Below are 13,514 nucleotides of genomic sequence, written 5' to 3' on the forward strand. Positions count from 1 at the left end.
GGGCATCATCTGCGCACTATCTGACCCCGGCGCGGCCGGGATCAAGACACGCTCACGCGAGATAGTGCTCGAAGGTCACGTTGTGGGCCACCGCGCGGGCCTCTGCCTCCTGCTCGGGCGTGCGGATGGTCCAGCACAGGATCGCGGCGCCCTCGGCCTTCAGCTCGGCGACGCGCGCCGTGGCGAGGTCGCGCCAGCTGTGCGAGATGAAACAGGCTCCGCTGCGCGCATAGTCGGGGATGGCCCGCAGCTCCTCGAGGCGCGAGCCGGGCACGCCGGGCCAGTCCTCTGCCGCGAATGCCTCGGTGGTCAGCCCGCGTGGCACGCGCGGCGCGAGCCGCGCCATGCGGGCCACGGAGTGCGGGTTGAAGGACATGACCGCCACCGGCCCGGCGTAGCCCTGGAGCACCTCTGCCACGGATTTTTCGAGCGGGCCGACATCCGCACCGAGCGCACCGTCCTGATCCTTGATCTCGATCAGCAGCGGCACGCGGCCGGCAACCAGGGCGAGCACTTCGGCCAGCGTCGGGATACCTTCGTCGCCGCCCTTGAGGCGCAGCGCCGAGAGCTCGGCTGCATCGCGCGCGCCAAGCAGGCCGCGCGCATCGGTCAGCCGCTCCAGTCGCTCGTCGTGGAAGACCATGGGAACGCCATCGGACGAGAGCTGCAGGTCAATCTCGATGCCGTAGCCCGCCTCGATGGCGGCGGCGATCGCGGCGCGGGAATTCTCGGGGCGGCCCGCCGCGAGGTCGTGCAGGGCCCGGTGCGCGATGGGCCGATCGAGGAAGGCGGCGGGCAGCGTGGTCATCAGGCGAGCTCGAAGATCGCTTCGATCTCGACCGCCACGCCCATCGGCAGGGCGGCGGCCGACACCGCGGAGCGGGCGTGCTTGCCAGCATCGCCAAAGACCGCGACCATCAGGTCCGAGGCACCGTTGATCACCTTGGGCTGCTCGGTGAACTCGGGGGCGGAATTGACGAAGCCGACCAGCTTGACCACGCGCTTCAGCTTCGCCAGGTCGCCGCCGCAGGCCGCCTTGGCCTGTGCGATGAGGGCGAGTGCGCAACGTTTGGCGGCCTTGGCCCCGGCCTCGACATCCAGCGTATCGCCGAGTTTGCCGGTGATCAGCCCGCTTTCGTCCATGCTGATCTGGCCCGAGACGTAGAGCATTTTGCCGCTCTGGACGTAGGGCACGTAGTTGGCGGCGGGGGCAGGAGCGTCGGGCAGCGTCAGGCCAAGCTCTTCAAGGCGGGCGGTGATGTCGGTCATGGGGGCCTCCTTCTGGTATGGGCGGACGCTAGACGGGGGCGCGGGCAAAGAAAAGGGGCCGCGCCCAAGTTGGATGCGGCCCCGACTCAAAAGTTCGGCCCGAGGGCTACTCGCGGAATGCCTTCGAGAAGTAGTCGGTGAAGGGCTTCACCAGATAGGCGATCGGCGTGCGGTCCGCAGTGCGCAGGAACGCCTCGACCGGCATGCCGGGCACCAGGGTCGAGCCTTCGGGGAGGCGCTCGATCTGGCCCTCGTCGAGCATGATCTCGGCGCGGTAGAAGCTGGCCGAGGTATTCTCGTCGGTGAAGGCGTCCGCCGAAACCTGCGTCACGGTGCCGAAGGTTTCCGGCGTGCGGCGCTGGTCGAGGGCGGAGAAGCGCAGCGTCACCTCCTGGCCGACATGCACTTGGTCGATGTGGATCGTCGGGATCTGCGCGGTGATCACCAGCGGCCGATCCTGAGGAATGAGGTAGAGCACCGGGTCGGCAGCCCGGATCACCGAGCGCGGCGCAAAGACGGTCAGACCGTAGACGATGCCGCTGACCGGGGCGGTGATTTCCATCCGCTTGAGCTTTTCGAGCAGCGCCGAGCGCTGCTCTGCCAGCTCGCGTTCTCGGTACTGCATGTCGCGCAGCTGAGTGATCGCCTCCTCGCGGCGGCTGGTGGCGAGTTTCAGGATCTCGATGTCGATCTCGGTGGTACGCCCTTCGGCCTCAGCCTTCTGCGCGGTCAGGTCGCCGACCTCGCCCGAGAGCCGGGCCTCTTCGCGCTGGAGGGCAAGCACGCGGCTTGCCTGAGCAAGGCCGCGGTCGAGCAGCGACTTCTGGTCACCGAGTTCCTTTTCGATCAGCGCCAACTGACTTTTCAACGCCGTCTGCTGGGCTTCGATGCCCTCGACCTGGTTGACGATCTGGTCGCGGCGCTTGGCCAGCTGATCGCTTTCCTGGTGCAGCGAATCGAGCCGGGCGAAGAACAGGTTGCGCTGGCCCTCGATCAGGTCCTCGACCTCGTCATCGTATTCCGCGACCTTGCTCAGCGTCTCGTCGAAGGTCAGCTCGTCGGCGTTGTCGCGCTCGGCCTGAAGTCGGGCACGGCGGGCGACCAGTTCGAAATACTGGCCTTCGACGATGTTCAACTCGGACTGCAACAGCGTCGGGTCGAGCTTGACCAGCGTCTGACCCTCTTTGACGGTGTCGCCTTCGTCGACGAGGATTTCCTGCACGACGCCGCCATCCGGGTGCTGCACGACCTGCCGGTTGCGCTCGACCTGAATTTGGCCGCCGGCAACGATGGCCCCCGAGATATTGGTGGTTGCCGCCCAGGTGCCGAAGCCCCCGACCAGCAGGAGCAGGGCGCCGAGGCCCAGGGTGAGCGGGTTTTTCAGCGGGAAGCGCTTGTCGGTCTCTTGCGACATCAGCGGACACCTCCGGGCCCGGCATGCCGGGTGATCTGTTCGTGGTTCTTGACCTGCGAGCGCAGCACCTCGTCCTTGGGACCGAAGGCGACGCGGGCGCCATGCTCGAGCATCAGCAGCATGTCGCATTCGCGGATTGCGGCGGGACGGTGGGCCATGATGATCACCGACTTGCCCTCCTCCTTCAGCCTGCGGATCGCGGCGTTCACCGCCTCGCTGCCCTCGTTGTCGAGGTTGGAGTTGGGTTCGTCGAGCACAAGGATGACCGGATCGCCATACATGGCGCGGGCGAGGCCGATGCGCTGCATCTGGCCGCCCGAGAGACGCCCGCCGGTGGCGGTGACGCGTGTGTCATAGCCCTTGGGCAGCTTGAGGATCATCTCGTGCGCGTCGGCTTTCTTGGCCGCCTCGACGATCTTCTCGGGGTCGGGCTGGGCGGCAAGCCGGGCGATATTCTCGGCGATGGTGCCGTCGAACAGGCTGACGCGTTGCGGCAGGTAGCCGATGTGCTTGCCCAGGTCCTCGTCATACTGGTCGAGCGTCGCGCCATCGAGGCGGATGCGCCCGCCGGCGGGACGCCACACCCCGGTGATCGCACGGGCCAGCGTCGACTTTCCCGCCCCCGAAGAGCCGATCACGCCGATCGCGTGACCGGGCTGAAGGTCGAAGGACACAAGCCGCAGCGAGGCCTGTTGTTCACCCGGCGGAACCACGGTGAGTTGCTGCACCTCGAGCAGGGCGCGCGGCTTCGGCAGCGCGGTGCGGGTCGGCTCGGGGGGCATCTCGCCCAGCAGTTCCGACAGGTTCTCCCAGCCCTTGCGGGCACGGGTGACCATCGGCCACTGGCCGATTGCCAGCTCGATCGGGGCAAGCGCGCGGCCCATCAAGATGGAACCCGCGATCATCGCGCCGGCAGTCAGTTCGTTCTTCAGCACCAGGTAGGCACCAAGGCCCAGCATTGCCGATTGCAGCAGCATGCGGAAGCTCTTGGTCATCGTGGTGAAGGTGCCGACGAGATCGTTGGTGGTGATCTGGCCGCTCAGAGCTTCGGAGCGGGACTTGTCCCAGCGCGAGAAGGCGGCGCGGCGCATGCCCATCGCCTGCACGGTCTCCGCGTCGAGGCGGATCTGCTCCGACGTCTGCTCGGCGACCAGCACGGCCCGGTTGGATTTCAGCGTCGGGGCGCGGCTGAGGGCCTGGTTGAGCAGCGTGATGACCACGAGGATCAACCCGCCCGCGATGGCGAGATAGCCGAGCCAGGCATGGAAGACGAAGATGCCGGCGATGAAGAAAGGCGTGAAGGGCAGATCGAAGAGCGCCATGAGCACCGGCGAGCCGATGAACCGCTGCACGGCTTCGAGGTCCTTGAGGCCGGTGGCGGCGAGCTCATCCATCTTGACTGCCGAACGGCGGATGACCGCGTCGAAGACGCGCATGTCGAGGGCGGCCTGGAAACGGGCGGCGACTCGGGCCATGACCCTGCCACGGGCGTAGTCGAGCACGCCCATCATGCCATAGAGGAAGACGACCAGCGCGGTCAGCGCAAGCAGGGTCGCCTCGGAGCGCGAGCCGAGCACCCGGTCGTAGACCTGGAGCATGTAGAGCGGCCCGGTGAGCATCAACACGTTGACGAAAACACTGAATACGCCGACGAACCAGTAGTAGGGTCGGCTTTGTTTCCGGACAGCTGCGAGTTCGTCTGCCCCTGCGGTTTTAAGTCTGTTCTGCATGAGCGCTATTTCGCTCTCCAATTGTGAAGATCTCGTCTGCAAGGCAGACTTGAAGAATTTTCATGTCACACTTCTGACAGTGGGCCGGCGCGAGGCACGTGAACACTTGGGCCAGGGCGGCTTTGCAATTAGGTAGATCTTGTACAGCAAGATCGGATTTTTCCTAATGCGAATTCCCCGCCCGAGCGGTTGCGGCGCCCTTTTTCGGTCTTTTTCGGGCCTCGTTCTTATCACGATGGTCGCCTCATGCGCGACTCCCGGACCGGGAGAAACACGCGATGGTGTGTTCGATCCGCAAGAACCCGCCAACCGTCGCGTACATGCCTTCAACAAGAGGATTTATTCCCGCCTATCCGGGGGAGGCGAGTCCGGATTCATCGAATCTTTGCCGATTCCGGTGAAAAATGGCGTGGTAAACTTCTCGGACACGGTCGCTCTGCCGCAGACGGTGGTGAATCAGTTGCTGCAGGGGCGGCTTCTCCGCGCCTCGCGCAACACTCTGCGCTTCTCGGTCAACGCGACGCTCGGCCTGGCCGGCCTGATCGATGTGGCAGGTCCGATGGGGCTGCCGGAGGACCGCAGCAATTTTGGCGAGACTCTCTATGTCTGGGGATTTCCCGAGGGCGGCTACATGGAGCTTCCAGTGCTTGGACCTTCGACAGAGCGCGAGGCCACTGGGATCGTCGTCGATTTCTTCACCGATCCCTTTGCCTATGTGCTGCCATCGCCGCAGCGCTACGTCCGCTACGGAGCGCGGCTCGGGGAGTTGGCGATCAAGCGCAGCGAGTATGGCGACGCGCTGGATGCGGTGATGCTGGAAAGCGCCGACAGCTACGCACAGGCGAGGGTGATCTGGCTTGAAAAACGTCGGCACGAGCTTGGCGACGACAGCATTGAGGGATCGGGGTTCATCGACCCCGAGGGTTTGGACACGGAGGGGTTCTGATGACCTATTTCACAAACCGGCGCGGATTTCTTGCGGGCGCGCTCTCGGCGTCGGCGCTGGGCGCCTTGCCGGGGATGGCACTGGCGGCCAGCGCGGCGCAGGCCGAGCGGTTGGTCCAGGGATTGGTCGATGACGTCAACGCCGTGATCGCCTCGGGCGTGGCGGAACCCGCGATGATTGCCGAGTTCGAGCGCATCTTCGTCCGCTACGGCGACATGCCCTATATCGCGGCCTATGTCATGGGGGCGGATGGGCGACGCGCCACGGGGGCGCAGAAAAAGGCTTTCACGGCGGCCTTCCAGGGCTATGCGGCGCGAAAGTACGGCAAGCAGTTCCGTCAGTTCATCGGCAGTGAGATCAGCGTGGCGGGGACGCAGAAGGTGAAGAACGCCTATCAGGTGGCAACCGTTGCGAAGCTGCGCGGGCAGTCGCCCTTCGAGGTGACCTTCTTCGTCGGCGAAAAGTCCGGGCGCTTCTACAATATGTACGTCGAGGGCGTGAACATGCTGCTGACCGAGCGCACCGAGATCGGCGCGATGCTCGACCGAAGACGCGGCGACATCGATGCGATGATCGCTGATCTTCAGCGGGCGGGCTGAGGCTGCCGCGCGCAACCTCCAGCGTTCAGCGGTCGGCTTCGGACGGGCGATGAGGACTGGGGCGACGCTCAAGCCCGCGCAGGGATAATGTGCGGGCGAAGGTCAGCCGCTGGGCTCCACCGCGGTATTCGGACATTCGCAGCAACTGTCTGATCGCATCGATCAGGGCACGGCGCGGCAGCTTTGGCGAAGTGGCGAAAGAGATGCGGATCTGCCCGTCGCGGGCGATCAGCGAAACCGTGCCCGGTGCCGGTCCGTCGAGGGCGACATCCCCTGCCGCTTCGCCGCACTGATCCATCGGCCGAAATCCGTCGAATTCCACGCGTTCGACATGCATGGCTTGCATCCTTCTGCTGCTGGGCGCCACTTGGGCCAGGGGGCTTTCCGGTGAGGATGCGGCAGAGAGATTAATCTAGCGTGACAGGCCGTGTGCCAAGTGCCTGAAGACGCGCCTGAACACCTGAGGAACTGCGGCAATTTTTCCGCCACGATGTTCTTGAACCGTTCGGTGCCTGCGCCCATCTCTTCTCAGAGGCCCGTGACCGTCCCCGTGCTGCCTGGCAGGCGGGGCATATCCAGACGGGCGCTTGTGGAAGGAGAGACAGCATGAACTTGGAGAAGTTCACGGAACGCGCGCGCGGGTTCATTCAGGCCGCGCAGACGATCGCCATGCGGGAAGGCCATCAGCGGCTGGTTCCCGAGCATCTGCTGAAGGCCCTGATGGACGATGACCAGGGTCTGGCCAGCAACCTGATCACCCGCGCTGGCGGAGCGCCGCAGCGGGTGGTGGAAACCCTCGATCAGAAACTTGCCAAGCAGCCGAAGGTCTCGGGCGACGCCGGTCAGGTGTATCTCGATGCGGCCACCGGGCGGGTGCTCGACGAGGCCGAGAAAATCGCGAAGAAGGCGGGCGACAGCTTTGTTCCCGTCGAGCGCATGCTCATGGCCCTCGCCATCGAGCGCAGCGGCGCCAAGGAGGCGCTGGAGGCCGGGGCGATCACCCCGCAGAAACTGAACGAGGCGATCAACGACATCCGCAAGGGCCGTACCGCCGACAGCGCCAATGCCGAAGAGGGCTACGACGCTCTCAAGAAGTACGCGCGCGATCTGACCGAGGCCGCCGAGCAGGGCAAGATTGACCCGATCATCGGTCGTGACGACGAGATCCGCCGCTCGATGCAGGTGCTCTCGCGCCGCACCAAGAACAACCCGGTGCTGATCGGTGAGCCCGGCGTGGGTAAAACCGCGATTGCCGAAGGTCTTGCGCTGCGCATCGTCAATGGCGACGTGCCTGAAAGCCTGCGCAACAAGCGGCTGATGGCGCTCGACATGGGCGCGCTCATTGCCGGGGCGAAGTACCGCGGCGAATTCGAGGAGCGGCTGAAGTCCATTCTGAAGGAGGTTGAGAGCGCCGCGGGCGAGATCATCCTTTTCATCGACGAGATGCACACGCTTGTCGGCGCGGGCAAGGCGGACGGGGCGATGGACGCCTCGAACCTGCTGAAACCGGCACTGGCGCGCGGCGAATTGCACTGCGTCGGCGCGACCACGCTCGACGAGTACCGCAAGCACGTCGAGAAGGACGCGGCGCTGGCCCGGCGTTTCCAGCCGGTGATGGTGCAGGAGCCGACGGTCGAGGACACGATCTCGATCCTGCGCGGCATCAAGGAAAAGTACGAGCTGCACCACGGCGTGCGGATCTCGGACTCTGCCCTCGTGGCCGCGGCGACGCTCTCGCACCGCTACATCACCGACCGCTTCCTGCCGGACAAGGCGATCGACCTCATGGACGAGGCCGCCAGCCGCCTGCGCATGGAAGTGGACAGCAAGCCCGAGGAACTCGACCAGATCGACCGCAACATCCTGCAGATGCAGATCGAGGTCGAGGCGCTGAAGCTCGAGGATGATGCTGCGTCCAAGGATCGTCTCGAGAAGCTCGAGAAGGAACTGGCCGAACAGGAAGAGCGCTCGGCCGAGATGACCGCCAAGTGGCAGGCCGAGCGCGACAAGCTGGCCTCGGCGCGGGACGTCAAGGAACAGCTCGACCGGCTGCGCGCCGACCTGGAGATCGCCAAGCGCGAAGGCAACTTCGCCAAGGCCGGCGAGCTTCAGTACGGCAAGATCCCCGAGCTCGAGAAACAGCTCGAGCAGGCCGAGAGCGGCGAGGGTGACGTGATGGTCGAAGAGGCCGTGCGTCCCGAGCAGATCGCCGAGGTGGTCGAACGCTGGACCGGCATCCCCACGAGCAAGATGCTCGAGGGCGAGCGCGAGAAGCTGCTGCGGATGGAAGATGGGCTGCACAAGCGGGTCATCGGCCAGAACCAGGCGGTGCGTGCCGTGGCGAACGCGGTGCGCCGGGCACGGGCCGGGCTCAATGACGAGAACCGTCCGCTGGGCTCGTTCCTGTTCCTTGGTCCGACCGGGGTCGGCAAGACCGAGCTCACGAAGGCCGTGGCCGAGTTCCTCTTCGACGACGACAACGCGATGGTGCGCATCGACATGTCGGAGTTCATGGAGAAGCACTCCGTCGCCCGTCTGATCGGCGCGCCTCCGGGCTATGTCGGCTATGACGAGGGCGGCGTGCTGACCGAGGCCGTGCGGCGGCGCCCCTACCAGGTGGTGCTGTTCGACGAGGTCGAGAAGGCGCACCCGGACGTGTTCAACGTGCTCTTGCAGGTGCTCGACGACGGCGTGCTGACCGATGGTCAGGGCCGGACCGTGGACTTCAAGCAGACGCTGATCGTGCTGACATCGAACCTCGGCTCGCAGGCGCTCAGCCAGCTTCCCGAGGGGGCCGACAGCGCGGCTGCCAAGCGCGACGTGATGGATGCGGTTCGGGCGCACTTCCGCCCCGAGTTCCTCAACCGACTCGACGAGACGATCATCTTCGATCGGCTCAAGCGCGACGACATGGACGGGATCGTCGAGATCCAGCTCGCCCGGCTGCTCAAGCGTCTGGCGAACCGCAAGGTCACGCTCACGCTCGACGCGGATGGCAAGAAGTGGCTTGCCGAGGAAGGCTACGATCCGGTCTTCGGGGCGCGTCCGCTCAAGCGGGTGATCCAGCGCGCGCTGCAGGACCCGCTGGCCGAGATGATCCTCGGCGGTGACATCCACGACGGCGACACGGTGCCGGTGAGTGCCGGGGCCGACGGGCTGATCATCGGCGACCGGATCGGGGCCAGCAACCGGCCGCGCCCGGACGACGCCGTGGCTCACTGAGACACGGTCATGAGTGGTTCAAAGGCCCGCCGGTTCGGCGGGCCTTTTTCGTGGTAGGGGAGAAGGGGATACCCATAAGAGAGGGGGCGCGGCGCTGGCTGCCGCGCCCCCTCGCTGACGCCGCGGGCGCCGGCTGGGGATGAAGAGGTGCCGGCACCGCAAGGAGGGTTACTGCGGCATCAGCACCCCGTCGATCACGTGGATCACACCGTTGGAGGCTTCGATATCGGGCTGGGTCACGTTGACCCCGCCGACGGTCACCCCGCCCTCGGTCATGATCTCGAGGCTGCCGCCCTGCACCGTCTCTGCCATCATGCCGTTGGTCAGGTCGGTGGACATGACCTTGCCCGGCACCACGTGGTAGGTCAGCAGCGCGGTCAGCTGGTCCTTGTTCTCGGGCATCAGCAGCGTGTCGACCGTGCCCTCGGGAAGCGCGGCAAAGGCCTCGTCCGTGGGCGCGAAGACGGTGAACGGCCCCTCGCCGCTCAGGGTCCCGACCAGTCCCGCGGCCTCGGCCGCCGCGAGCAGGGTGGAAAAGCTCCCGGCGTCCTGTGCGGTTTGCACGATGGTCTTGCCCATGTGTGTGTCGGCAATGGCGGGCGCTGCGGCCAGCAGCGCGGCGGTCAGGGTCAGGGATGTCATGCGGATCATCGGCAACTCCTCCGGTTGGCGTGAATGTACCGGGGATACGCTGCGGGTCGTCGCATGGATCACTCTCGGCCCTGCGATCGATCATTTCCGATGCCCGCAAGCGGGTCGGTGCGCCGCCGTATTTGGCGGCAATCCTCCTGCCGGAGCGGGCACTTTCAGGATATTGCGCTAACACTTTTCCATCAGCACAAAATAAGGGCATTCCCGCCTTGCTGTCGCGGCGGGGCGTAGTAACCATGCCCCCGAACCCGCTTCGACAACCGAAGCCTGACAAAGAATTTCGAGGGAAATATGGGCGCGGCAATGTATCTCCTGCAGATCCTGGCACTGGTCTTCCTGGTGGCCATCGGCTTTGCAGTGCTGGCAGTGGTCCTCTTGTACCTGATCGACACCACGCAGACCGGCGACGCGATCCGCCGCAACTATCCGGTGATCGGCCGCTTCCGTGGCTGGTTCACCAAGCTCGGCGAGTTTTTCCGGCAGTATTTCTTCGCCATGGACCGCGAGGAGATGCCCTTCAACCGCGCGCAGCGCGACTGGGTCTACCATGCCACCAAGGGCAAGGATAACACCGTCGCCTTCGGCTCGACCCGCAATCTCAACATCCCCGGCACGCCGATCTTCGTGAATGCGGTCTTCCCTCCGCTCGACGACCAGTTCTCGGTAACGGAACCGATGGTGATCGGGCCGAATGCCAAGATCCCCTACGTGGCGCGCTCGATCTTCAACATCTCGGGGATGAGCTACGGCGCGATCTCGCGCCCGGCGGTCGAGGCGCTCAGCCGTGGTGCCGCCGAGGCGGGCATCTGGCTGAACACCGGCGAGGGCGGGCTCGCGCCCTTCCACGAGCTCGGCGCCTGCGATCTCGTCTACCAGATCGGCACCGCCAAGTTCGGGATCCGTGACGCGCACGGCAACATTGATGACGCCAAGCTGGCGGCCATGGGCGCACGGCCGCAGGTGAAAATGTTTGAGCTGAAGCTGGCGCAAGGCGCCAAGCCCGGCAAGGGCGGCATCCTGCCCGGCGAGAAGGTCAACGAGGAAATCGCGGCGATCCGTGGGCTCAAGGTCGGCCAGCCCGGCATTTCCCCGAACCGCCACCGCGAGATCGACAATTTCGAGGACCTGCTCGACATGATCGTGCATATCCGCGAGGTCTCGGGCCGTCCGGTCGGCTTCAAGACGGTGATCGGCTCGTCGGATGACTGGGAGCGCATGTTCCAGCTTATCGCCGAGCGCGGCAGCGAAAGCGCGCCCGACTTCATCACCATCGACGGCGGCGAGGGCGGCACCGGTGCCGCACCCATGCCGCTGATCGACCTCGTCGGCATGCCGATCCGCGAGGCGCTGCCGCGCATCGTCGACCTGCGCGACCGCTACGGGCTGAAGGAGCGCATCCGCATCGTCGCCGCGGGCAAGCTGGTGAACCCCGCCGACGTGGCCTGGGCGATCTGCCTCGGCGCCGACTTCGTCACCTCGGCGCGCGGCTTCATGTTCTCGATGGGGTGCATCCAGGCGCTGAAGTGCAACCGCAACACCTGCCCGACCGGCATCACCACGCACGACCCGCGCCTGCAGAAGGGGCTTGTGGTCGAGGACAAGTACAAGAAGGTCGCCAATTACGCCAAGGCGGTGATCAAGGAGGTCGAGACCATCGCCCACTCGGTCGGCGTGTCCGAACCGCGGCAGATGCGCCGCCGCCACGTGCGCATCGTGCAGGCCGATGGCAGCTCTATCCCCTTCTCCAAGCTGCGCCCAAGTTACAGAGGGGACACCGCAACGTGAGAACGCTTGGTTTTGCCGATCGGCGGTTCTCCGCTAGTCTGTCCCGAACCCGTTACGGGACAGGCTTGCAGGAGGATATCCCATGGCATTCCGCTGGAAAGGCGATCTCAAGGACCATCACGTCACCGACGAGGCCAGCTGGCTGAACCGCCGGCAGTTGATCGGCGGCGCGGCCGGGGTCGCGCTGGCCGGTCTTGCCGGGCGCGGCCATGCCGCCGAGGGGCTCGAGCCCAACAGCTGGGAAGAGATCACCAGCTACAACAACTACTACGAGTTCGGCACCGACAAGGAGGACCCCAAGTCCTATGCCGGTGCTCTCACCACCAAGCCCTGGACGGTGAAGATCGACGGCATGGTCGAGCGTCCGGGCGACTACGCGCTAGAGGACATCCTGTCGAAGATGACCATCGAGGAGCGCATCTACCGCTTCCGATGTGTCGAGGCCTGGTCGATGGTCGTTCCCTGGAACGGCTTCGAGCTTTCGGACCTGCTGGAGCTTGCCGGCGTGCAGTCCGGGGCGAAGTATGTCGCTTTCGAAACGCTCTACCGTCCCGCCGAGATGCGTGGCGTCGCCTACCCGGTGCTTGACTGGCCCTATGTCGAGGGGCTGCGGCTCGATGAGGCGATGAACCCGCTGACCCTGCTGGCCACCGGCATCTACGGCAAGGACATCCCCAATCAGAACGGTGCGCCGCTGCGGCTGGTGGTGCCGTGGAAATACGGCTTCAAGTCGATCAAGTCGATCGTCCGGGTCACGCTGACCGACAAGGAGCCGCCGACCTCGTGGAACAAGGCCAATCCGCGCGAGTACGGCTTCTACTCGAACGTGAACCCCGAGGTGGACCATCCGCGCTGGTCGCAGGCCACCGAGCGCCCGATCGGCGGCGGCTTCTTCGCCAAGCGCCAGCCGACGCTCCTGTTCAACGGCTATGGCGAGGAGGTTGCCGCCCTCTATGACGCCATGGACCTGTCGAAGAACTTCTGAGCCACGGAGCAAGACATGGTTGACTGGATCAACAGCGCCAGCCGGCGCATCCCGCCCTGGCTCATCTACCTGGTCGCGCCGGTGCCGGTCGCCTGGTTCCTCTACCTCGGCTTCACCGGCGGGCTCGGCGTCGAGCCGATCCGGGCGCTCGAGCACAAGCTGGGCGAGCTCGCGCTGCAAATCCTGCTCGTCGTCCTCGCGATCACCCCGCTGCGCCGCTTCGCCGGGGTGAACCTGCTGCGCTTCCGCCGGGCGCTGGCGCTGGTGTGCTTCTTCTATGTGGTGCTGCATCTTCTCGTCTGGCTCGTGCTCGACGTGCAGATCCCGGCGCAGATCTGGGCCGACATCGTGAAGCGTCCCTATATCACCGTGGGCATGGTGGCTTTCGCGCTGATGATCCCGCTGGCCCTCACCTCGAACAACCTGTCGGTTCGCAGGCTCGGCAAGCGCTGGCGCAAACTGCACCTGCTGACCTATCCGGCCGTGGTGCTCGGCGCATTGCACTTCGTGCTGCTGCGCAAGGGTTTCCAGATCGAGCCGCTGCTCTATCTCGGCGCAGCCGTGCTTCTGCTGGCGCTGCGGGTGAAGACTCGGAGACTGGGGCGCCTGCGAACCCCCGGAGGTGCGCGCGGGTAGGGGACTGCGGACTGAAAAGCGGCGCGGGGGGCATCGCCTCCCGCCCCGGCAGGGGCGACTCGCGGCGCTTGGCGGGGTCGAGTCGGCTCCGGTTTGGATCGGATTTGCACAGGCTTGTGGATAACCCTGTGAGCGGCGCAATATCTGGATCCGCGCGGGTTTCGCGGTCTTTCGCGGACCCTGGGGAAGGCGCGTTCCGATGCGGGGACGCGCAAAAAATCTCCGGTGTAAGGCGTTGTTTTCAGGCGCTATTGTAAGTTTTTTCAAAAAACCTTCG

The 13,514-nt window shown here is 65.5% G+C and carries 12 protein-coding genes; 6 read left to right on the plus strand and 6 right to left on the minus strand.

Annotated elements, in window-relative coordinates; translation table 11 throughout:
- Positions 1-52 precede the first annotated feature (52 nt).
- From IQ782_RS12945 to IQ782_RS12960, 4 genes are all read right to left on the minus strand, one after another.
- Complete coding sequence (locus IQ782_RS12945; RefSeq protein WP_194135080.1) at positions 53-811, minus strand: glycerophosphodiester phosphodiesterase family protein; 759 nt, start codon at positions 809-811, stop codon at positions 53-55.
- Entirely contained in the window at positions 808-1,269 is a 462-nt protein-coding gene (locus IQ782_RS12950; RefSeq protein WP_194135059.1) for a RidA family protein, read from the minus strand. The genes IQ782_RS12945 and IQ782_RS12950 overlap by 4 nt, the downstream gene beginning before the upstream one ends.
- A 106-nt stretch (positions 1,270-1,375) precedes the next feature.
- Positions 1,376-2,683 (minus strand): HlyD family type I secretion periplasmic adaptor subunit, encoded by a 1,308-nt coding sequence (locus IQ782_RS12955; RefSeq protein ID WP_194135060.1) that lies wholly within the window; start codon positions 2,681-2,683, stop codon positions 1,376-1,378.
- On the minus strand, positions 2,683-4,413 hold the full coding sequence (locus tag IQ782_RS12960) for a type I secretion system permease/ATPase (RefSeq protein ID WP_194135061.1): 1,731 nt from the start codon (positions 4,411-4,413) through the stop codon (positions 2,683-2,685). Before IQ782_RS12960 ends, IQ782_RS12955 begins: the two co-directional genes overlap by 1 nt.
- Positions 4,414-4,696: 283 nt before the next feature.
- Here IQ782_RS12960 and IQ782_RS12965 point away from each other — a divergent pair, with 283 nt between their 5' ends.
- Together IQ782_RS12965 and IQ782_RS12970 are read left to right on the plus strand one after the other, a co-directional pair.
- Complete coding sequence (locus IQ782_RS12965) at positions 4,697-5,359, plus strand: MlaA family lipoprotein (protein ID WP_338092587.1); 663 nt, start codon at positions 4,697-4,699, stop codon at positions 5,357-5,359.
- Positions 5,359-5,958, plus strand: a complete 600-nt coding sequence (locus IQ782_RS12970) for an MlaC/ttg2D family ABC transporter substrate-binding protein (protein WP_194135062.1) — start codon at positions 5,359-5,361, stop codon at positions 5,956-5,958. The genes IQ782_RS12965 and IQ782_RS12970 overlap by 1 nt, the downstream gene beginning before the upstream one ends.
- Before the next feature lie 25 nt (positions 5,959-5,983).
- On the opposite strand, the gene IQ782_RS12975 is transcribed toward IQ782_RS12970, so the two are convergent.
- Positions 5,984-6,295, minus strand: a complete 312-nt coding sequence (locus tag IQ782_RS12975; protein WP_194135063.1) for a hypothetical protein — start codon at positions 6,293-6,295, stop codon at positions 5,984-5,986.
- 269 nt (positions 6,296-6,564) lie between these two features.
- Here IQ782_RS12975 and clpB point away from each other — a divergent pair, with 269 nt between their 5' ends.
- The gene (clpB, locus tag IQ782_RS12980) at positions 6,565-9,180 is read left to right on the plus strand and encodes an ATP-dependent chaperone ClpB (RefSeq protein ID WP_194135064.1); all 2,616 of its coding nucleotides are present in this window, start codon (positions 6,565-6,567) and stop codon (positions 9,178-9,180) included.
- A gap of 168 nt (positions 9,181-9,348) precedes the next feature.
- Here clpB and IQ782_RS12985 read toward each other — a convergent pair whose 3' ends face one another.
- Entirely contained in the window at positions 9,349-9,831 is a 483-nt protein-coding gene (locus tag IQ782_RS12985; RefSeq protein ID WP_194135065.1) for a fasciclin domain-containing protein, read from the minus strand.
- Positions 9,832-10,134: 303 nt separating this feature from the next.
- Between IQ782_RS12985 and IQ782_RS12990 the strand changes: the two genes are divergently transcribed.
- The 3 genes from IQ782_RS12990 (at position 10,135) to msrQ (ending at position 13,237) form a co-directional block, all read left to right on the plus strand.
- Complete coding sequence (locus tag IQ782_RS12990) at positions 10,135-11,616, plus strand: FMN-binding glutamate synthase family protein (protein ID WP_240989261.1); 1,482 nt, start codon at positions 10,135-10,137, stop codon at positions 11,614-11,616.
- A gap of 82 nt (positions 11,617-11,698) precedes the next feature.
- Positions 11,699-12,601 carry a protein-methionine-sulfoxide reductase catalytic subunit MsrP gene (gene msrP, locus IQ782_RS12995; protein ID WP_194135067.1) on the plus strand — a complete coding sequence of 301 codons (903 nt, stop codon included), beginning with the start codon at positions 11,699-11,701 and terminating at the stop codon, positions 12,599-12,601.
- A gap of 15 nt (positions 12,602-12,616) precedes the next feature.
- Complete coding sequence (gene msrQ / locus IQ782_RS13000; protein WP_194135068.1) at positions 12,617-13,237, plus strand: protein-methionine-sulfoxide reductase heme-binding subunit MsrQ; 621 nt, start codon at positions 12,617-12,619, stop codon at positions 13,235-13,237.
- Positions 13,238-13,514 lie beyond the last annotated feature (277 nt).

Source organism: Salipiger mangrovisoli, from assembly GCF_015223355.1.
Taxonomy (GTDB): domain Bacteria; phylum Pseudomonadota; class Alphaproteobacteria; order Rhodobacterales; family Rhodobacteraceae; genus Salipiger; species Salipiger mangrovisoli.